Annotated in this window: 20 protein-coding genes and 1 pseudogene; 13 read left to right on the plus strand and 8 right to left on the minus strand. The window is 67.7% G+C overall.

Translation table 11 applies throughout. The features are described 5' to 3' along the window. Position 1: 1 nt before the first annotated feature. Positions 2-676 carry a DUF3043 domain-containing protein gene (locus G6N57_RS18155; protein ID WP_097925863.1) on the minus strand — a complete coding sequence of 225 codons (675 nt, stop codon included), beginning with the start codon at positions 674-676 and terminating at the stop codon, positions 2-4. A 151-nt stretch (positions 677-827) separates the two neighbouring features. Between G6N57_RS18155 and G6N57_RS18160 the strand changes: the two genes are divergently transcribed. Further along, positions 828-1184, plus strand: coding sequence for a HesB/IscA family protein (locus G6N57_RS18160; RefSeq protein ID WP_029108748.1), 357 nt, complete (start codon positions 828-830; stop codon positions 1182-1184). Between the two features lie 20 nt (positions 1185-1204). Here the strand turns inward: G6N57_RS18160 and G6N57_RS18165 are convergent, their stop codons facing one another. Next, positions 1205-1831, minus strand: a complete 627-nt coding sequence (locus G6N57_RS18165; RefSeq protein WP_077741170.1) for an Rv0361 family membrane protein — start codon at positions 1829-1831, stop codon at positions 1205-1207. A gap of 172 nt (positions 1832-2003) precedes the next feature. On the opposite strand from G6N57_RS18165, the gene G6N57_RS18170 reads away from it, so the two are divergent. Beyond that, the gene (locus G6N57_RS18170; RefSeq protein WP_077741169.1) at positions 2004-2978 is read left to right on the plus strand and encodes a carbohydrate kinase family protein; all 975 of its coding nucleotides are present in this window, start codon (positions 2004-2006) and stop codon (positions 2976-2978) included. Between the two features lie 33 nt (positions 2979-3011). On the opposite strand, the gene asnB is transcribed toward G6N57_RS18170, so the two are convergent. After that, positions 3012-5012 carry an asparagine synthase (glutamine-hydrolyzing) gene (asnB, locus tag G6N57_RS18175; RefSeq protein ID WP_077741168.1) on the minus strand — a complete coding sequence of 667 codons (2001 nt, stop codon included), beginning with the start codon at positions 5010-5012 and terminating at the stop codon, positions 3012-3014. A gap of 190 nt (positions 5013-5202) precedes the next feature. Here asnB and ctaC point away from each other — a divergent pair, with 190 nt between their 5' ends. The 6 genes from ctaC to G6N57_RS18205 all read left to right on the plus strand — a co-directional run bounded on the left by ctaC (position 5203) and on the right by G6N57_RS18205 (position 9431). After that, entirely contained in the window at positions 5203-6240 is a 1038-nt protein-coding gene (gene ctaC, locus G6N57_RS18180; protein ID WP_077741167.1) for an aa3-type cytochrome oxidase subunit II, read from the plus strand. Positions 6241-6252: 12 nt separating this feature from the next. Next, positions 6253-6672, plus strand: coding sequence for a cytochrome c oxidase subunit 4 (locus G6N57_RS18185; protein ID WP_064884224.1), 420 nt, complete (start codon positions 6253-6255; stop codon positions 6670-6672). Between the two features lie 185 nt (positions 6673-6857). Next, positions 6858-7736, plus strand: a complete 879-nt coding sequence (locus G6N57_RS18190; RefSeq protein ID WP_077741166.1) for an MmpS family transport accessory protein — start codon at positions 6858-6860, stop codon at positions 7734-7736. Next, positions 7736-8314 carry a DUF2561 family protein gene (locus tag G6N57_RS18195; protein ID WP_097925864.1) on the plus strand — a complete coding sequence of 193 codons (579 nt, stop codon included), beginning with the start codon at positions 7736-7738 and terminating at the stop codon, positions 8312-8314. Before G6N57_RS18190 ends, G6N57_RS18195 begins: the two co-directional genes overlap by 1 nt. Positions 8315-8428: 114 nt before the next feature. Continuing rightward, complete coding sequence (locus G6N57_RS18200; protein ID WP_077741164.1) at positions 8429-9091, plus strand: envelope biogenesis lipoprotein LpqN; 663 nt, start codon at positions 8429-8431, stop codon at positions 9089-9091. Between the two features lie 10 nt (positions 9092-9101). Next, on the plus strand, positions 9102-9431 hold the full coding sequence (locus G6N57_RS18205; protein WP_065511722.1) for a hypothetical protein: 330 nt from the start codon (positions 9102-9104) through the stop codon (positions 9429-9431). A 75-nt stretch (positions 9432-9506) separates the two neighbouring features. Here the strand turns inward: G6N57_RS18205 and qcrB are convergent, their stop codons facing one another. From qcrB to ctaE, 4 genes are read right to left on the minus strand one after another with little or no spacing between them, the layout of a single operon-like run. Further along, positions 9507-11144, minus strand: a complete 1638-nt coding sequence (qcrB, locus tag G6N57_RS18210; RefSeq protein WP_077741163.1) for a cytochrome bc1 complex cytochrome b subunit — start codon at positions 11142-11144, stop codon at positions 9507-9509. Continuing rightward, positions 11141-12307 (minus strand): cytochrome bc1 complex Rieske iron-sulfur subunit, encoded by a 1167-nt coding sequence (qcrA, locus tag G6N57_RS18215; protein WP_036449438.1) that lies wholly within the window; start codon positions 12305-12307, stop codon positions 11141-11143. Before qcrA ends, qcrB begins: the two co-directional genes overlap by 4 nt. Next, positions 12304-13110, minus strand: a complete 807-nt coding sequence (qcrC, locus tag G6N57_RS18220; RefSeq protein WP_077742006.1) for a cytochrome bc1 complex diheme cytochrome c subunit — start codon at positions 13108-13110, stop codon at positions 12304-12306. Before qcrC ends, qcrA begins: the two co-directional genes overlap by 4 nt. 38 nt (positions 13111-13148) lie before the next feature. Then, positions 13149-13760: an aa3-type cytochrome oxidase subunit III gene (gene ctaE, locus G6N57_RS18225; RefSeq protein ID WP_077741162.1), complete on the minus strand. Its 612-nt coding sequence runs from the start codon at positions 13758-13760 to the stop codon at positions 13149-13151. 144 nt (positions 13761-13904) lie between these two features. Here ctaE and trpD point away from each other — a divergent pair, with 144 nt between their 5' ends. Then, positions 13905-14978, plus strand: a complete 1074-nt coding sequence (trpD, locus tag G6N57_RS18230) for an anthranilate phosphoribosyltransferase (protein ID WP_234815638.1) — start codon at positions 13905-13907, stop codon at positions 14976-14978. Here the strand turns inward: trpD and G6N57_RS18235 are convergent. Further along, positions 14916-16733, minus strand: a pseudogene (locus G6N57_RS18235) (DEDD exonuclease domain-containing protein); the annotation flags it as partial. The gene trpD and the pseudogene G6N57_RS18235 overlap by 63 nt on opposite strands. Positions 16734-16880: 147 nt before the next feature. Here G6N57_RS18235 and G6N57_RS18240 point away from each other — a divergent pair. The 4 genes from G6N57_RS18240 to pimB all read left to right on the plus strand — a co-directional run bounded on the left by G6N57_RS18240 (position 16881) and on the right by pimB (position 20467). Further along, positions 16881-17147, plus strand: a complete 267-nt coding sequence (locus G6N57_RS18240) for a hypothetical protein (RefSeq protein WP_036449439.1) — start codon at positions 16881-16883, stop codon at positions 17145-17147. Positions 17148-17300: 153 nt separating this feature from the next. Continuing rightward, positions 17301-18437, plus strand: coding sequence for a peptidoglycan hydrolase RipC (gene ripC, locus G6N57_RS18245; RefSeq protein ID WP_077741160.1), 1137 nt, complete (start codon positions 17301-17303; stop codon positions 18435-18437). A 173-nt stretch (positions 18438-18610) separates the two neighbouring features. Next, on the plus strand, positions 18611-19276 hold the full coding sequence (locus tag G6N57_RS18250) for a peptidase (RefSeq protein WP_322790638.1): 666 nt from the start codon (positions 18611-18613) through the stop codon (positions 19274-19276). Between the two features lie 48 nt (positions 19277-19324). Then, the gene (pimB, locus tag G6N57_RS18255; RefSeq protein ID WP_077741158.1) at positions 19325-20467 is read left to right on the plus strand and encodes a GDP-mannose-dependent alpha-(1-6)-phosphatidylinositol monomannoside mannosyltransferase; all 1143 of its coding nucleotides are present in this window, start codon (positions 19325-19327) and stop codon (positions 20465-20467) included. Positions 20468-20476: the final 9 nt, after the last annotated feature.

The following is a 20476-nucleotide window of genomic DNA, read 5'->3' on the forward strand; positions in this document are numbered from 1 at the left end:
ATCAAGAGATCTTGGCGCCGCGCTCGACGACCGGCCGCGGCGCCCGCATGCGACGCAGCTGCGACGCTCGGCTGGCCGCGTAAAGTCCCAGCTTCCAACCGCTTTCGGTGTTGCCCGGGAACTTCTCGTCCACCATGTGGTTCACCTTGCGGCCGACGATGAACCCGTCGATCAGCATGATGACCACCAGGATCAGCATCGCGTAGGACAGCATCTGCTGGAACTTGAGCGACGGCAGCGCCAGCATGAAGAAGATCATCGCCAGCGCGGCCGGCATGAACAGGCCCAGCACGTTGCGGCGGGAGTCGACGATGTCGCGGACATAGCGGCGGACCGGACCCTTGTCGCGGGGGAGCAGGTAGGCCTCGTCACCGGCCATCATCTTCTCGCGGCGGTCGGCCATGTCGGCGCGCCGGGTGAGCCGCTCGATCTTGCGCTCTTCCTTGGACAGCTTCGGCCCGCGCAGCTCCTTACGGCGCTGACGTGCCTCGGCGGCGGTCAGCGGCGCCGGCGCGACCGGGCCGCGCCGCTTGGTGGCCTCGCTGCGTTTGGGCGTGGGCCTGCCCTTGGGGGCGGTGCCCGCGGTTGTCGCGCCGGCGGCCCCGTCGACATCCGTGACCTGGTCGGTCGCGGCGGGTTCGCCTTCGTTGTCCTTCTTACGGCCCAGCAGCTTCACGACAGCCAGGTTACTGCCCTCCGCAGGTGGCCTGGTCACATGCCCCAGCCTGTGGATAAGTCGGGAATAGCGGTGGAACAAGGTACCGTTGACGTAGTAGACGCGCGGTACGTCCACGCGTCCGATTGCCCAGGGATGCTTAGGGAGAGCTATGACTGTTCAGGACGCCACCACCACCGAAACCCACGGTGTGACCCTGTCCGACGCTGCGGCGACGAAGGCGAAGGCGCTGCTGGACCAGGAAGGCCGCGACGACCTCGCGCTGCGGATCGCTGTCCAGCCCGGCGGCTGCGCCGGCCTGCGCTACAACCTGTTCTTCGACGACCGCGCCCTCGACGGCGACCTCACCGCCGAGTTCGGCGGCGTCAAGCTGGTCGTGGACCGGATGAGCGCGCCGTACGTGCAGGGCGCCACCATCGATTTCGTCGACTCGATCGAGAAGCAGGGCTTCACGATCGACAACCCGAATGCCACCGGCTCCTGCGCCTGCGGCGACTCCTTCAACTGACGTGACCTGACGGCCGGCGGTCAGTACTGACCGCCGGTTCGTAGTACGTACGAGCACACCAGAACCTGCTCGTTCTTCCCGTCTCTCTTCACCAGCAGCTGCGCCACGCCCTGTTGTTCGTCACTGACCGGGCGCTGTCCGCGGGCGGCCCCGCTGGCCGGTGCGACGCGCATGGTGAACAGCACCTGAGCCTGCGTGGTGGACCACGGCACGTTGGCGTCGATGCCCGTCACCTCGACCTGGCTGAACTGCTTCTGGAACGCATCACTGGCCAGACCGGCCACCGCGAGATCGGCCTTGCGGTCCTTGACCCCTTCGTACAGCCCGCACAGCGTGTGGCGGGCGACGGTCTCGTCATCCCCGTCGAGCAGTGCGTTGAGGTACTCCTGGACGGCGCCCATGGCCTGGGTGTCGGAAACCACCACCGGAGCGGTGGGGCCACGGCGACCCGCCACCAGCACGGCAGTCAACACACCGGCCAGTGCCACCACCGCCACCAGCGCCGCGACGATCTTGGACCAGCGCCGTCGAGTCGGATAGGGCACCGGCGGCGGCAGAGTGCCCGGATACGCCGACGGCGCCGACGACACCTGCTCGGGATATGACTGAGGCGGAGTCTGCTCGGGGTACTGGTAAGAACCAGTCATTAAATGGCGCTCCCCGCGTGATCTGGATGTTGGTCAGCCGTCTACGGTGACCGGGAATACGGTTATACGCAGGTTAGCGCAACGCGCGAAGTGCGACCGTGCGCGCAGATCGCCGATGGGCCGCGCGGGTACTGTTATGTAGCCGACTTAACGAAATGAGGGGTGACACCACGTGACCATCGCAGTTACCGGATCCATCGCGACCGACCACCTGATGCGGTTCCCGGGCAAATTCTCCGAGCAACTGCTGGCCGACCACCTGCAGAAGGTGTCGCTGAGCTTCCTGGTCGACGATCTGGTGATCCACCGCGGTGGCGTCGCCGGCAACATGGCCTTCGCGATCGGGACCCTCGGCGGTGACGTCGCGCTGGTCGGTGCCGCGGGTCAGGATTTCGCCGAGTACCGCAGCTGGCTCGAAGGCGCCAACGTCGACTGCGGCAGCGTGCTGATCTCCGAGAGCGCCTACACCGCGCGCTTCGTCTGCACCACCGACGAGGACATGGCCCAGATCGCGTCGTTCTACCCCGGCGCCATGTCGGAGGCCCGCAACATCTCCCTGGCCGACCTCGTGGCCCGGGTGGGTAAGCCGGAACTGGTGATCGTCGGCGCCAACGATCCCGAGGCGATGTTCCTGCACACCGAGGAGTGCCGCCAGCTCGGCCTGGCCTTCGCCGCCGACCCGTCCCAACAGCTGGCCCGGCTCTCCGGCGAGGAGATCCGCAAGCTCATCAACGGCGCCGCCTACCTGTTCACCAACGACTACGAGTGGGACCTGCTGCTGCAGAAGTCGGGGTGGAGCGAGGCCCAGGTGATGAGCCAGATCGGCCTGCGCGTCACCACGCTCGGCGCCAAGGGCGTCGACCTGGTCAGCTCGGACGGGACGTTCGTGCATGTCGACGTCGTGCCCGAGAAGCATCAGGCCGACCCGACCGGCATCGGCGACGCCTTCCGCGCGGGTTTCCTCACCGGTCGCAGCGCCGGATTGAGCCTGGAGCGCTCCGCCCAGCTGGCCTCACTGGTCGCGGTGCTGGTCCTGGAGGCGACCGGTCCGCAGGAGTGGAGCTGGGATGCCACCGAGGCCGTGCAGCGATTGAGCGACGCCTACGGCGCCGAGGCGGGCGCCGAGATCGGCCGGGCGCTGGCCTGAGACCCAGGTGCCGGCTCTGGGCCCACAACGGGCCTAGAGCTGCACCGGGTAGTGCGGTTCCTTGATCTGCGGGGTCACGCTGTGTTCGACGAAGATGGCGTGCCACAACATGAAGATCAGCACAGTCCACAGCCGGCGGCTGTGATCACTGACGCCGCTGCGGTGCTCATCGAGCATCGTGCGGACCGCTGCCAGGTCGACGTACTGCCCGGCACCTGAGGACGCCGTCGTCGCGTACGCCCAGTCCATCAGCTCACCGGCGCGCAGCCAGTGCCGGATCGGCACCGGGAAGCCAAGTTTCGGCCGGTTCAGCACGTGAGCCGGAATGATCGGCTCCAGCGCGCGGCGCAGCGCGTACTTGGTGGTGGACCGGGTGATCTTCTGATCGACCGGCAGCCGGGAGGCCACCGCGAACACCTCGGGGTCCAGGAACGGCACCCGCAGTTCCAGCGAGTTGGCCATGGTGATCTTGTCGGCCTTGACCAGGATGTCGCCGCGCAGCCAGGTGAACAGGTCGATGTGCTGCATCCGGGCCACCGGATCCCAGCCCTGCGACGCGGCATACACCGGGGCGGTCACATCGGTGTGCGTCCACTCCGGCCGGAAGCCCGGCAGAACCGCGCGCAGCTGCTCATCGGAAAAGCTGCGGGCGTTGCCGTAGTAGCGCTCTTCGAGCGTCAGCGAACCGCGGTGCAGCAGGCTCTTGCCCCGCATGCCCTCCGGCAGCGGCTTCGACGCCTTGCCCAGCGACTTGCGCACCGGCCGCGGCAGATAGTCGAACGGCCGCAGCGACAACGGTTCCCGGTAGATCGTGTAGCCGCCGAACAACTCGTCGGCACCCTCGCCCGACAGCACCACCTTGACGTGCTTGCGCGCCTCGCGCGCGATGAAGAACAGCGGCACCAGCGCCGGGTCGGCCACCGGCTCGTCCAGATACCAGACGATCTCCGGCAGTGCTTCGACGAACTCGGCCTGGCTGACCACCTTGGTGACATGCCGGGCACCGATGGCTTCGGCAGAGGCCACCGCCACGTCCACCTCGGAGAAGCCCTCACGTTCGAAACCGGTGGTGAAGGTGATCAGCCGGGGGTTGTGGCGCATGGCCAGCGCGGCGGTCGCAGTCGAGTCGATGCCGCCGGACAGGAACGCGCCCACCGTGACATCGGCGCGCATGTGCTTGGCGACCGAATCCTCGAGTGCGGCGGTGATCTCGTCGTAGCGCGATTGTTCGGCGCCCTTGACGAACGGCACCGCGTTGAACTTCGGAACGAAGTAGCGCGTCACCACGGGGTGGCCGCCCGGCTTGAACCGGGCGTAACTGCCTGACTCCAGCCGGCGGATGCCGCGGTGCAGCGTCTCGGGTTCCGGAACGTACTGCAGCACCGTGTAGTGCTGTATCGCCCGGTCGTCGAGATCGAGGTCGATACCCAGCCCCAGATCGGCGTCCTGGGCCAGATCGAGCAGGCATTTCTTCTCGCTGCCCACCGCGGTGCCGCCCGGCCCGGTCGCCATGAACAACGGCTTGATCCCGAACGGGTCCCTGGCGCAGAACATTTCGCGCTCGACGGTGTCCCACAAAGCGAACGCGAACATGCCGCGAAGGCGGTTCAGCGCATCGGTGCCCCAGTAGTGGTAGGCCGCCACGATGGCCTCGCCGTCGCCATCGGTGTGAAATACCGCACCGAATTCGGCCCGAAGGGCCTCCCGGAGTTCGAGGTAGTTGTAGATCTCGCCGTTGAACACCAGCACATAGCGGTCGGGTGCGTCGGCCGGACCCCACCGCAACGGCTGGTGGCTGTGCGCGATGTCGATGATCGAGAGCCGGTTGAAACCGAGGACCACGGTGCCGTCATGCCCGTCGCCCGTCGTGTCGGCCCAGGTGCCGGGCTCGTCGGGGCCCCGGTGACGCATCAGATGGGACGCACCTGCCACCGCGTCGACCAGCCGCGATCCGGTTTCGGGGGAGACCTCACCCCGGCTGGATTCGGAGTCGGTTTCGGTAGGGGCAGTTACCAAGGCGAGCAGTCCGCACACCGCGCCAGTATGTCTGATCCGGCGGGTCCGCGAGACCACCACCCGGACCGCCGGGCCAGTCGCCGCGCACCGTCGGCGACCGCATTCCCGAGTCGCTTCGCTCCCGTGGACCGGCGTGGTCTACGCTGCGTAGTATTCGCAAAACAACGACCGGTCGCGGTCGCGAAATACCGATCTAGGAGGCGCCAACGTGACACCTCGCGGGCTTAAGAAGGTGGCCCGAGCGGCGTTGTTGACCATTGTCCTGGGTGGCTCAGCCCTCTTGCTGAGCGGCTGCAGCTGGCAGGACGCACTCGCGCTCGGTTGGCCGACCGGAATCACTCCGGAGGGCAAACTCAACCGAGAGCTGTGGATCGGCTCCGTGATTGCGTCCTTCGTGGTGGGCGCGATCGTGTGGGCGCTGATCTTCTGGTCGAGTGCGTTCCACCGGAAGAAGAAGGGCGACACCGAACTGCCGCGCCAGTTCGGCTACAACATGCCGCTGGAGCTGGTGCTGACGGTCATCCCGTTCCTCATCATCTCGGTGCTGTTCTACTTCACCGTCGTGGTCCAGGAGCGGATGCTGCACAAGGATCCCAACCCTGAGGTCGTCATCGACGTGACCGCCTTCCAGTGGAACTGGAAGTTCGGCTACCAGAAGATCGACTACGCCGACGGCTCATTCGATTACGACGGTGTCGACGCGGCGCGCAAGGATGCCATGGTGTCCAAGCCCGAGGGCAAGGACGAGCACGGCAAGGAGCGCGTGGGCGCGGTTCGTGGCCTCAACCCCGAGGACCGCACCTACCTGAACTTCGACAAGATCGAGACGCTGGGCAGCTCCACCGAGATTCCGGTGCTGGTGCTCCCGGCGGGCAAGCGCATCGAGTTCCAGCTCAACTCCGCGGACGTGATCCACGGATTCTGGGTGCCGGAGTTCCTCTTCAAGCGCGACGTGATGCCCGACCCGGTGGCCAACCATTCGGACCACATCTTCCAGGTCAGCAAGATCGAGCAGACCGGCGCGTTCGTGGGCCGTTGCACCGAGATGTGCGGCACCTACCACTCGATGATGAACTTCGAGGTCCGGGTCGTCGAGCCCAATGACTTCAAGGCCTACATCGACCAGCGCAATGCCGGCAAGACCAATGCCGAGGCGTTGGCGGCCATCAACCAGGAGCCGTTGGCCATCACCACGCACCCGTTCGACACCCGACGCGGTGAGCAGGCACCGCAGGCGAGCAAGTAGGGGCTACACGCAATGCATATTGAAGCTCGGCTGTTCGAGATCCTCACGGCGTTCTTCGCCTTGTCCGCGGTGGTGTACGGCGTGCTGACGGCGATGTTCGCCACCGGCGGCGTCGAGTGGGCCGGTACGACCGCGCTCGTCCTCACCACCGGACTGACCCTCATCACCGGCACCTTCTTCCGCTTCGTGGCGCGTCGTCTCGACACCCGCCCCGAGGACTACGAAGACGCCGAGATCAGCGACGGCGCAGGCGAACTGGGCTTTTACTCGCCGCACAGCTGGTGGCCGATCCTGATCGCGCTGTCCTTCTCCGTCGCCGCCGTGGGTGCCGCCCTCTGGCTGCCCTGGTTGATCGTGGCAGGTATCTGCTTCGTGCTGATGGCGGTCAGCGGTCTGGTCTTCGAGTACTACTGGGGTCCTGAGAAGCACTGACCCGTTCGGACGTGCCGATTGTGACCTTGAACAAGGTCACAATCGGGCCGTTACTTCATCCGCCACCGGCAGCGCCGGACTCGCCGGCATCACCTCATTCGGTAATGTTGCCGGGGCACTGTCACCAGCGAACGGTTTCGTTCCGCTCCGCGTGGCAGTGAAGTTGTCGAGAAGGATAGGCGTAGATGAGCGGGCCGAATCCCCCGGAACCGGGTGCCTCCGGTTCTGATTTGCCGGATCAACCCGGAAAACACTCTGCACCCGAGGAACCGACTCAGGTGGCCGGGGCCGACGCGGACGGCGGCGAGACGGAGTTCTACTCGCAGGCGTATTCCGCGCCGGAGTCCGAGCAGTTCACCAGCGGACCGTACGTGCCTGCCGACGTGGCTCTCTACGACTACGACGACTACGACCCGGCCACCGAACTCGTCGACACCGCCCCGCCGCCGCGCTGGCCGTGGGTGGTCGGTGTCACGGCCATCGTGGCGGCCATTGCCCTGGTGGCTTCCGTGGCGGTCCTGGTGACCCGGGACGACGACACCACCAACCTGGCGACCCCGCAGCCGAGTACCACCACGTCGGCACCGCCGGTGCAGGACGAGATCACCACGACGACTCCGCCGCCACCGCCGCCTCCGCCCCCTTCGACGTCGGAGGAGCTGCCGCCTCCGCCACCCCCGGAGACCGTGACGGTCACCGAGCCGCCGCCGCCCGCGCCCGCACCGACCAGCGAGGCGCCGGCGCCGGCTCCGACCACGACGGCACCGCCGACCACCACCACGACGCATGCGGGCCCCCGTCAGGTCACTTATTCGGTGACGGGCACCAAGGCGCCGGGTGACATCATCACGATCACCTACGTCGACGGGAACGGAAACCGGCGCACCCTGCGCAATGTGTACATCCCGTGGACCTTCACGATGACGCCGATCTCCAACTCGGACGTGGGATCGGTCGAGGCGTCCAGTCTGTTCCTGGTCAGCAGGCTGAACTGCTCGATCACGGCCAGCGACGGAACCGTGCTGTCGTCCAATGCCAACAACTCCGCACAGACTGCCTGCTGATGTCCGGGCCGATCAGCGAACTCGACAACACCGACCGGGTTTTGCTGGGCGCATGTGCCGCGGTATGGCTCGCCGCGCTGGGGGCCGGAGTGGCCGCCGTCGTCGCCCTGGTGGATCTGGGCCGTAGTCATCCGCAAGGCGCAGAGAGCGCCGACACTCCGTGGGTGCTCTACACCGTGATCGGACTGTCGGTCGTGGTGATCGCCGGGGCGGTGCCGTTGCTGCTGCGGGCCAGAGCCCAGGCAGACAACCGCCAGCCCGGACGCCGCCCCCAGCCGCCGGCCAGGTCGCCACGGCCGATCGGCGGCAGCTACCGCGCCGCGCCGGCCACGATGAGCCGTTACAGCGCGGGCAACGGTGCGGCCACCGCCATCGACACGGTGTGGCTCCGATTCACCCTGGCGGTGGTCTGCGCCATCGGCCTGGGGACTGCCGCCATCGGGCTGGCCACCTATCTCATGGCCACCGGGAGCAATGTGGCGGCCTGGTGCCTGTACGGCCTGGCCGGTGTCGTCACCGCGGGCCTCGTCGCGCTGCTGATCGTCGCGCTGCGTCAGCTCGACGCGTTGCCTTCCTGAACTCATCCGAGGCCGGAGCGCCTTGCGGGTTTTGCTGCGAACCGCGTAGTCCGATGCGTAGTCTCGATGTCCAAGTGCGGACATGGGCCAACGACACGGAAGGCGAGGCCGCGCATGAGGAAGCTGTTGGCGGGCTTGGTAGCGGTCGGCGTGGGCGTTTCGCTCGTCGGTTGTGGGACCGAAACGAAGACCGAGTCCACGACTTCGGCGGCGACGACCACGAGCGCCGCGGCGGAGCGGCCCAACATCGCCGGGCCGAACAAGACGATCAACGACTACATCACCGAGAACAAGATCGCCGAGACGCCGTTCAAGCCGAACGAGCCCGGCACGCCGGACTTCGACTTCCCCTTCCCGCCGGGCTGGAGTAGCGCGGGAGACAAGACACCCGCCTGGGCCTACGGCGCCATCGTCTACGACCAGCCGGCGGATCCCGCCGATCCACCGGCCATCATCGCCATCGCGTCGAAGTTGACCGGCAACGTGGAGGCGGCCGAGATCCTGGAGTACGCCCCTGGGATGTCGAAGAACCTGCCGGACTACAAGTCGGTCATGGACCCCGAGAAGTCCACGCTGGGTGGCTTCGACGCGGTCCGGTCGGCCGGCACGTACACCCACAACGGTGAAGCGCGGGTGATCGCCCAGAAGACCGTCGTGATCCCCGGCAACGACGCGCTGTTCGTGCTGCAGCTCAATGCTGATGCGCCAGAAGGGCAGAAAGACGTGGTGATCGACGCAGCCAAGATCATCGACGAGCAGACCAAGATCACCCCGTAGCGGAGATGACATGTTGATCCGAACCAGGGCATCCGAGCTCCTGCTGGCGACGTTGTGCAGCACCATGCTGGCCTCCGCGGTCCTCGCCTCGGCGCCGGCGGCGACATCGGCTCCGTGTCCGGGAGGAAGCACACTGGATCCGACCACGGGCATCTGCTGGTCGGAGAACAGCCCGAGCAACAGCCTGGGTGGGTCGGGCAACATCCCGTGTCTGCCCGGGCGTCTGGGCCTGTGTCTCGGTGCCCTGCAGAACACCCCGGTGCCGGGATCGGCGTTGCAGACGACCTACCCGCCGGCCGGGCCTGCGCCGCGGTCAGGACCCAAGGGCACCTGGCCGTAGCCCGGCTCCACATAAAACAATCGCCGCAACCTCTTCACAAGAGGCTGCGGCGATTGTTTGGGGTAGGGGAGTGGGTCAGTGGTGACCGTTGGTCTCCCCGTTGCCGTTTCGCTCCTGCTGCTCGCGGAGAGCGGTCAGGGCCTTGTGCTCGGAGGCGTGTGCAGCCTCGGTGAGCGCATCGTGCTCGACCGCCGGATCGGCGAACAGGAAGCTGCCGGTGCCGGGTGCGCCACCCGAACCGAGCTTGTTCATCCGCTTCGGCAGGGCAGCACCCTGGTACTCCAGCGGGATCGGGTGGCCGTGATCGTCCACCGGTCCCAGCGGCTGGTGCAGCTCGACGTAGGCACCGTGCGGCAGGCGCTTGATGATGCCGGTCTCGATGCCGTGCTCCAGCACCGCACGGTCGCTGCGCTGCAAGGAGATTGCCCACCGGTAAGCGATGAAGTACACGATGCCGGGGAGCACCACCATGCCGATGCGGCCGATCCACGTGGTCGCGTTCAGCGAGATGTGGAACTTCAGCGCGATGATGTCGTTCATCGCGGCCAGGGTCAGCACCATGTAGAACGCGATCGCCATGGCGCCGATCGCGGTACGCACCGGCACGTCGCGCGGACGCTGCAGCAGGTTGTGGTGTGCGTCGTCGCCGGTCACCTTCTTCTCGATGAAGGGGTAGGCGATCAGCAGGCCGAAGACGCCGCCCATGATCAACGCGACCCAGACCACCGCGGGGATGGTGTGGCCGAACGGGTAGAACTCCCAGGCCGGCCAGATACGCGCCAGGCCCTCGGTCCACATCATGTAGAAGTCCGGCTGGCTACCCGCCGAGATCTGAGACGGCTTGTAGGGACCCAGATTCCAGATCGGGTTGATGGTCAGCAGGCCGCCCATGAGGCCGAGCACACCGGTGATCATCGCGAAGAACGCACCGGACTTCACCGCGAACACCGGCATGACGCGCACGCCGACCACGTTGTGCTCGGTGCGGCCGGGGCCGGGGAACTGGGTGTGCTTCTGGAACCACACCAGCGCCATGTGCGCGCCGATGAGGGCCAGGATGATGCCCGGGATCAGCAGGATGTGCAGTGCGTACAGGCGCGGGATCAGGATCTCGCCGGGGAAGTCCCCGCCGAACAGTGCCCAGTGCAGCCAGGTTCCGATGATCGGCATGCCCAGGGTGATCGAGGACAGCGCCGCGCGCAGACCGATACCGGACAGCAGGTCGTCGGGCAGCGAGTAGCCGAAGTAACCCTCGAACATCGCCAGGATCAGCAGCAGCGAGCCGATCACCCAGTTGGCCTCACGCGGGCGGCGGAACGCACCGGTGAAGAAGATGCGCGCCATGTGCACCATGATCGACGCGGCGAACATCAGTGCGGCCCAGTGGTGGATCTGGCGGACGAACAGACCGCCGCGCACCTCGAAGCTGATGTCGAGTGCGGACTCGTAGGCCCGCGACATCTGCACACCGCGAAGCGGTTGGTACACGCCGTCGTAGGTGACGTGTGCCATCGACGGATCGAAGAACAGCGTCAGCCAGACACCGGTGATCAGCAGCACGATGAAGCTGTACAGCGCGATCTCACCCAGCAGGAAGGACCAGTGGGTGGGGAACACCTTGTTCAGCTGTCGACGCACCGCCGCCGAGGGGTGGTAGCGGGAATCGATCGCATCGCCTTGGGCGGCTGCCATCTTGGCAAGGTCAGGGCTCATGATTTGCGCTCCCAGAATGCCGGTCCGACGGGCTCCACGAAGTCGCCGTTGGCGACCAGGTAGCCGTCTTTATCGATGGTGATGGGCAGCTGCGCCAACGCGCGCGCAGCCGGACCGAATACGGGCTTTGCGAAGTGCAACGCGTCGAACTGCGACTGGTGGCACGGGCAAAGGATGCGGTAGGTCTGCTGCTCGTACAGCGACGAGGGGCAGCCCAGGTGCGAGCAGACCTTCGTGTAGGCGAACAGCTCGCCGAAGTTGAAGCTCTCCTGGCCCTTCCGCTTGACCACGCGGGGCATGTCGGCGGGCTTGATGCGGATCAACATGACCGGGTTGCGGACACCCATCGAGATCTCGGTCAGGTGATGCTCGGACTCGACGGTCGTGCCGTCGCCGTCGGACTCCCGCCAGGGGAAGACGGTTTCCATGCCACCGGCGTCGAGATCCTCGGGCCGCATCTTCACGAACGGCGACGAGCCGGGCCGTCCGGTCGCGCGGGCCAGGTAGATCGTCTCGCCGTGGAACCGGGGAGTCCACCCCGAGGTCCACAACACGGCCTTCTTGCCTTCCGCGGTGGGCACCACGGGCTTCCACGGGTTCTTGATCAACCCGCCGATGAAGGCCACCAGGGTGCCGGCGCCGAACGCGCCGAGGCCGATGCCCAGCGACAAGCCGATCAGCTTGCGGCGCTTGACGGTCGAGCCTTCGAGAGCGTCGGTCAGGTTGGCCGCGATGGTCTTGCGGTGCAGCTCGGGGGAGCGCCCGTCATGGCGGTCCTGGACCGAGATCTCCTCGGGGATGAACTTCTTCTGGAACAGCACCGCGCCGATGCCGATCGACAGGATCGACAGGCCGAACGTGAGGCCGTACAGCGGGGTGGCCAGCGAGTAGAGGAACTCACCCTCCGAGCCGAAAGGCTGGTACTCCCACGGCCAGAACAGGAAGATCAGCAGCAGCGCCAGGCCCGAAAGCCCGCCGAGCAGAAGCCAGTACGCGACCAGCCGCTCGGTGCGCTTCTCGGCCTTGGTGCCGGGGACCGGCCAGCGCGGCTCCTTGAAGATGGTCTCGACGCCGTCGATCTTGCCGCCGAGCTCAACGAGATCCTCACGCGACATCGAAGCCAGCTCGTCATCGCTGGGAATCTTCGGTGTGTTGTCGGTCATGCTCGTGCCCCGATCCACATTGCCACGCCGATAGCGGCGACCATTCCGATAATCCACATCGCCATGCCCTCGGGAGCAGGCCCGAAGCCGCCGAGGCCGTAGCCGCCGTAGCTGGGCGTCTCAGCCGACTCACGGACGTAGGCGACGATGTCGCGCTTCTCTTCCGGCGACAGCTGCCGGTCGGAGAACTTGGGCATGTTCTGCGGCCCGGTCTGCATCGCGGTGTAGATCTGGGCCGGCTTGGTCTCACCGAGGTCCGGCGCGTACTTGCCGGAGGACAGCGCGCCGCCCTTACCGGTGAAGTTGTGGCAGGACGCGCAGTTCAGCCGGAACAGGTCGGCACCACGGGCCACGTCGGACCCGATGAGCGACTCCTGCGCCACGGCGCCGTTCTCGTCGCGGATCACCGTCGGGCCGCCGCCGTTGGCCTGAACGAACGCGCCGAGCGCGTCGATCTGGTTCTCGTCGAAGTGCTCGGGCTTGGACGGTGCCTGAGCCTCACCGCGCATCGCGGGCATACGACCGGTCGAAACCTGGAAGTACACGGCGGCCTCGCCGGTACCGATCAGGCTGGGCCCGCGATCGGGCACACCCTGCAGGTTGGCGCCGTGGCACGAAACGCACGACGTCTCGAACAGTTGCTTACCCGTGCGCAGCAGTGCCGACTGCGATTCGTCGGCGACTGCGACCTGCGGTGTGGGTGTCAGCGTGGCCGCAACACCACCTGCGACTGACAGGCCGACCAACAGCAGTAGACCTGCTGAGAGCCGTCGGCGCAGTCGTCGGCGCGACTTGCTGGTCATCGAACCCCTTCTCATCGAGTCGATCATCGGCCCGCCGATCATCGGACAAAGTAGATGGTGGCGAACAGCGCAATCCAGACGATGTCGACGAAGTGCCAGTAGTACGAGACGACGATCGCCGCGGTGGCCTGCGCGGGCGTGAACTTACTCATCTTGGTGCGGGCCAGCAGCAAGATGAACGCAACAAGTCCGCCGATCACGTGCAGGCCGTGGAAACCGGTCGCCAGATAGAAGACCGATCCGTAGGCACTGCTCGGGATGGTGGTGCCCTCCTCGACCAGGTGGATGTACTCATATCCCTGGCCGAGCACGAAGAACAAGCCCATCAGGAACGTGATCACATACCACCGGCGCAGGCCGAACACGTCGCCGCGCTCGGCGGCGAACACGCCCATCTGGCAGGTGAAGGATGACGCGATCAGAACCAGCGTCACCGGAACAGCAAGGGCCAAATTGAGTTCGGTCGGCTCGGGCGGCCAGTTGCCACCGGCTTGCGCGCGCGCGGTGAAATACATCGCGAAGAGTCCAGCAAAGAACATGAGTTCACTGGAAAGCCACACGATGGTGCCGACACTGACCATGTTCGGTCTGTTCAGCGAATGAACGCGCGACGTGATTGCCGTTCCCGAGGTACCTACAGCGCTCGTCACATCCGCAAGTATGACGCTTTGTAGTTGTCGAACTCCACCCGGGTCGAGCAATTGGTCGGAATCGTGTCGCGTTCGGTTCCCCGCGCCCCGGGCCGAGTCCCGCCCGGGCGATAGCATTCGGCGGTGGCTCCTGCATCTTCTCCGCTGTCCTCATCCGCGTCCGCCGCTGCGGCGGCGCCGTCGTGGCCGCTCATCCTCGGGCGCCTGACGACGGAGCAGAGCCTGCCCAACGGTTATGCGGGATGGGCCATGGACCAGATCATGACCGGGGTGGCGACCCCGGCACAGATCGCCGGCTTCGCGGTGGCGATGAAGATGAAGCGGCCGACCTCGACCGAGGTCGGGGAGTTGGCCGACATCATGCTGTCGCACGCCCGCCGGGTGCCCACCGATCAGATCGGTCACGAGACCGTCGACATCGTGGGGACCGGTGGCGACGGGGCCAACACGGTGAACCTGTCGACCATGGCGGCCATCGTCGTGGCGGCCTGTGGGGTTCCGGTGATCAAGCACGGCAACCGGGCAGCGTCGTCGCTGTCGGGCGGTGCCGACACCCTGGAGGCACTCGGGGTGCGGATCGACCTGGGCCCTGACGAAGTGGCCCGCAGCGTCGCCGAGGTCGGCATCGGGTTCGCCTTCGCGCCCCAGTTCCACCCGTCGTACCGGCACGCCTCGGTGGTGCGCCGGGAGATCGGCGTTCCCACGGTCTTCAATCTGCTCGGGCCGCTGACAAATCCGGCCGCCCCCCGGGCCGGGCTGATCGGCTGTGCCTTCGACGATCTGGCCGAGGTGATGGCCGGCGTGTATGCCTCCCGCGGTTCCAGCGTGCTGGTCGTGCACGGCGACGACGGCCTCGACGAGCTCACCACCACGACCACCAGCACCATCTGGCGCGTGCAGGCGGGCACCGTGGAGCGGTTGAAGTTCGACCCCGCCGCCTTCGGCTTCAAGCGCGCCGACATCAGCGAGCTGATCGGCGGCGACGCCACGGCCAACGCCGCATCGGCACGCGCGGTGCTTGGTGGGGCCAAGGGGCCGGTGCGCGACGCGGTGGTGCTCAACGCGGCGGGCGCGATGGTGGCCCACGCCGGGCTAGCCAGCGACGCCAAGTGGGTGCCGGCGTGGGAGGACGGCCTGGCGCGGGCCGCCGAGGCCATCGACTCGGGTGCGGCCGAACAACTGCTCGCGCGTTGGGTGCGGTTCAGCCTGCAGTTCTGAGCTCTGCTGCTGGGCCGCGGCCAGGCGGGCCGAGCGGGCGGTGGCAGCCCACTGCGCGTGCCGGCCGGCCGAACCGATCGGCGTCGAGTATCCGGTTTCGGTACGCACGATGCGCACTCCCGGCGTGGCCAGCCAGCGGGCGATGAGCGCCGTTTCCTCGACCAGCGCTCCGCCCAAAGGTGTTGCGGTGGGCAGGATCACCTGCGCGGCCGCGCAGATCGCGTCGACCACCGGCATCGGTGGCACGCCGCGCGGGGCGGTGCCCGCCCCGGCCAGTTGGCCGTGGCGGATCACCGCGAAATGCCAGCCGCCGTTGCCGTCGCTGCGTGCGGCCACCAGCTCGGGCAGATCGGCCAGGGCACGCAACCGCTGCCCGCGCCACAAGGCCTCGATGGCGACCGCCGCGTGATCGCGCATCCGGGCGGCGGTCTCATACCGCCGCGCTGCCGCCAGATCGCCGATGTGGGCCAGTGTCGCCGCCAGCGCAGTGTGGTCGGCGCCGTCGATCAGCTCCGTGGCGCGTCGCACCGCGTCCGCATAGTGCGCGGCGTCGATGTCCTGTGTGGCCGGGCACGGTGAGAGTTCGACCTCGGGACAGCGGTGGGTGCCACTCGCGCCGAACCGGGCCGTGCAGGTGCGCACCCCGGTGAACCGGGCCAGCAGCGCGGCCGACTGCACGGCGTCGGACCGGGCCGAGAACGGCCCGAAAGCGGTGCGCCGCCCGGGATTTCGCACCGTCGACAACCTCGGGAAGGCCTCTTCGGTGAGGGCCACCCACCACCACCGCTGGGGAAACTTGGAACGCCGGTTGTACGGCGGTGCGTGGGCCGCGAGCAGCCGCAACTCGCGCACCCCGGCCTCCAGATCGTGGGCGCACTCGACATGGTCGACGGCCTGCGCCAGCGAGGCCATCTCCTTCATCCGGGCCCGCGGGTCGGCGCCGGTGAAGTACTGGCGGACCCGCCGCCGCAGGTCGACCGCCGTGCCGACGTAGAGCACCTCGGCGGAGGGCCCGCGGAACAGGTAGACGCCGGGGCGGTTGGGCAGCCGGTCGGCCAGTGAGCGGTTGCGGCGCTGGGCCGGTGTGACGTCGGGCAGGTAGTTCTTGAGGTCGGCGAAGGTGTGGATGCCCTGGTTGCCGACCCGCTCGATGAGGCCGTGGAGGACGTCGACGGTGGCGCGGGCATCGTCGAGAGCACGGTGGGTGGGTGTGGTGGACGCACCGAACAGCCGTGCCAGCGCCGAGAGCTTCACGCTGGGCGCCTCGTCCCGGGTCAGGACACGGCGGGCGAGTTTCACCGTGCACAGGACCGGCGGCCGCGGCCAGCCGAGTTCCGCCCGCTCAGCCGCGGCGCGCAGGAACCCGATGTCGAACCCGGCATTGTGGGCGACCAGCACCGCGCCCCGCGAGAACTCCAGAAATGTGGGGAGGATGCTGTCGATCTTCGGTGCGTCGCGCACCATCGCCGTGGTGATCCCGGTGAGCTCGACGATCTGCGGCGGGATGGCGCGGCCCGGATCGACCAGGGTGGCCAACTCGCCGAGCACCTCACCGCCGCGGATCTTCACCGCACCGATCTCGGTGATGGCGTCGTAGTGCTCGCCTGGAGCCTTCGCCGTGGCCCGCCCGCCGGTGGTCTCCAGGTCCACCACCACGAAGGTGGTGTCGGCGAGGGAGGGGGACAGGTCAGGGTCGACTGCGGTGCCCAAACTCAAAGCCAGCTGTCCCGCGTCGGCGATCTTGCGCTGGCCCATGGCGATGACGGTAGGCACAGCCCCCGACAAACACCGGCAAGCTCGCCGGGGCTGCGCTACTTGTCGGGCCGTCGCTCCAATCCGCTCCACTACTTGTCGGCCCCCGGCGATAGCGTGCGGCCAACACCGATCGAGAGGACGGTCAAGATGAGCGGAGTGCGGCAGGACAACTGGTCCTGGGCCGACGAGCCTCGCCCCGATACGCCGGACACCGGCAGCGTGACCATCGACTGCGATGACTGCGCGGTGCGCGGGCCCGGGTGTCAGGACTGCGTCGTGAGCGTGTTGCTCGGAGTTCCCGAAACTTTGCTGGACGACGAGCGCGCGGCACTGGAAGTGCTCGCTGACGTGGGCCTTGCGCCGCGGCTGCGGCTCGTGCCGATTCACCGGGACGGCAGATCCGGCGTCGCCTGACGACACGCACTGGTTCCTGCACAGGAAAATTCCCAGCGAGGGCTGTTAAATTTGCAGCTTCTGTTGGACAAGGCCGATGCCGTTTCGTAACCTATCTGAGACCTAAGAGCAGTTCGAGGCGGCTCGCCATCGCCAGTTGTGAGGACGAAAAACTTGAGGCACGAGCGCGCGCACCGGCCCACAAGTCGTGTCAAGCGACCCATTGCAGGTGCAATAGCGAGCTTGACCTTGATATCCGGACTCCTGGCCACGAGTTCGCACGCCGATCCCGGTGATGATGCCCTGGCAAAGCTCAATGAGCTGTCCCGTCAGGCTGAGCAGACCACTGAGGCCATGCACTCGGCGCAGCTCGATCTCAACAACAAGCTTGCCGCACAAGAGAGTGCGGAGAAGAAGCATTCTGACGACACCGCCGCGGTGGATCAGGCCAAGTCGCAGCTGGCAATCTTCCAGACCTCGGTCAACAAGGTAGCTGCGGCCCAGTACATGGGGGGCCGCACCTCCGGTGTGGACGCGATCCTCACGGCCGGCTCGCCGCAGCAGCTGATCGAGCAGCTCGCGGTGCAGCGCGTGATGGCGACCGAGATGTCGGCGCAGATGAAGAACTTCCGCTCGATGGGCGAAAAGGCCGCGTTGGCCGAGAAGGAGTCGGCGAAATCAGCCGCCGACGCCAAGACCGCCGCCGAGCAGGCGGCCGCGGTGCGCGCCGACCTGCAATCCAAGCAAAGCCAGCTGCAGGTGCAGATCGCCATCGTCAAGTCGCAGTACCAGGCGTTGAGCCCGGCCCAGCGAGATGCGATGACGGCGCTGCCGCCGACCCCGCCGGTGCCCGCGCCCGAGGCGTTGCCGCCGGCGCAGGATCCCGGCGTGTTGGCTGACCCGCCGAACGGGATTCCGCCCGGTGACGTCGCTCCGCCCGAGGGTGCACTCCCTGACGGGGGCGGCGGCCATTCCGGCACCGTCATCCAGGCGGCGCTGAGCCGCATCGGCTCGCCGTACTCCTGGGGTGCGGCAGGTCCCAGCTCGTTCGACTGCTCGGGCCTGGTGATGTGGGCGTTCCAGCACGCCGGTATCTCGCTGCCGCACTCGAGTCAGGCCATGGCCCGCGGCGGCCAGCCGGTCTCGGCGGACTCGATGCAGCCCGGTGATGTGGTCACCTATTACTCCGACGCCTCCCACGTGGGCATCTACATCGGGGACGGCATGATGGTGCATGCGTCGACCTACGGCACCCCGGTCAAGGTGGCCCCGGTCAACAATGCGCCGATCTACAACGTTCGCCGGTACTGAGCCTCACCCTGAACGCCCGCAGGCGCCTGCTTGTCGCAGTTCTGCTCGGGCAACTGGTTCTGGCGGCGGTCCTGCTGTGGGAGCCGTCGTCGTCGCCACCGCATCCGTCCGGGCCTCCGGCGGCGTCGTCCCGGACCCCCGTCGCGTCGTCGCCGCCACAGCCAGATCCGGTCATGTCGATGGTGCTGCCCGATGGGCGCACTGCCAGCCTGCTTGCCCTGGGTGGAACCCAGTCGCAGGCGCTGCTGGGTCGCCTCGGCTCCGAACTCGGTGAAGCCGCCGCGACGGTGACCGCGTTCTGGGGGCCGGACTGGCCGCGGCACATCGAGATCGCGGTCGCGGGCTCTGATCGGCAGTTCCGGGTGCTGGCCGGCGGGGCCGCCGACATCGCCGCGACCACCACTGCGCAACGGATCATGTTCGCCCCCGGCGCCGCCGGCATGAGCCCGGCCGCACTGCGAATCGTGTTGCGCCATGAGCTGTTTCATTACGCGGCGCGGTCGGCGACCGCGGCCGACGCGCCGCGCTGGCTGACCGAAGGGGTGGCCGACTATGTCGGCCGACCGCCCACGGCGGTACCGGCGCAGGCCGGGATGGCGGCCCGGCTGCCCACCGATGCCGACCTCGACACACCCGGGGCTGCCCGCAGTCTGGCCTATGACCGGGCGTGGTGGTTCAGCCGCTACGTCGCCGACGCCTACGGGGTTCCGAAGCTGCGTGAGCTGTACGTGCGCGCGTGCGGTCCGGGCCATCCGGATGTGGCCACCGCGGTGCACGAGACGTTGGGGGTCGACCTCGACGCCGTGGTCGCCGGTTGGCAACGCTGGCTGACCGGATAGCCTTGCGCCGATGGGCAGCAGACGGATCGCAGATGGCAGTCAACCGCGATGACGCGGGTTTTGTTGGTCACCAACGACTTTCCGCCGCGTCGCGGCGGCATCCAGTCGTATCTGGAGGCGTTCGTCGGTGAGTTGGTGCGCGACGGCTCGCACGACCTCACGGTGTACGCGCCCAAGTGGAAGGGCGCCCCAGACTTCGACAACCGGGCCGCGGCCGCAAATTACACCGTGGTGCGCCATCCCACCACGCTGATGCTGCCCGAGCCGACCGTGGCGACCCGCATGCAGCGGCTGATCGCCGAGAACGACATCGAGACCGTGTGGTTCGGGGCAGCAGCACCACTGGCGCTGCTGGGGCCTTTGGCCCGCCGGGCCGGAGCCCGGCGCATCGTGGCCAGCACCCACGGCCACGAGGTCGGCTGGTCGATGCTGCCGGTGGCACGGAGCGCACTGCGCCGGATCGGCGACGACGCCGATGTCGTGACGTTCATCAGCCGCTACACCCGCGGCAGGTTCGCCTCGGCGTTCGGCCCCCGGGCCGCGCTGGAACGTCTGTCGCCCGGCGTCGACACCGACCGCTTCGTGCCCGATCCGGTGGCCCGGGCCGAGCTGCGGACCCGCTACGGGCTGGGGCAGCGTCCGGTGGTGGTGTGCCTGTCCCGCCTGGTGCCGCGCAAAGGGCAGGACACGCTGATCCGCGCCTGGCCTGCCATCCGGCGCCGCGTCCCCGACGCCGCGCTGGTCATCGTCGGCGGGGGACCGTATCTGCAGCACCTGCAACGGCTCGCGCACACCCATGACGTGGCCGCCGACGTCACCTTCACCGGAGCGGTGCCGGGGGCCGAACTGCCCGCGCACCATGCGATGGCCGATGTGTTCGCCATGCCGTGCCGGACGCGCGGGGCGGGCCTGGACGTCGAGGGGCTGGGCATCGTCTACCTGGAGGCCTCGGCGTGTGGTGTGCCGGTGGTCGCCGGAACCTCAGGCGGGGCACCGGAAACCGTGCTGGACGGCAAGACCGGCGCCGTCGTGGACGGCAACGATGTCGGGGCCGTCGCGGCCGCCATTTCCGACATACTCGCCGATCCCGGTCGCGCCGCCGCGATGGGTGTGGCGGGACGCCACTGGGCAGTCGACAACTGGCAGTGGCGGTCCCAGGGCGCCCGGCTTACCGGGCTGCTCTCGGGCTGAGCCCGCGAG

Source organism: Mycolicibacterium boenickei (assembly GCF_010731295.1).
GTDB classification, from domain to species: Bacteria; Actinomycetota; Actinomycetes; order Mycobacteriales; family Mycobacteriaceae; genus Mycobacterium; species Mycobacterium boenickei.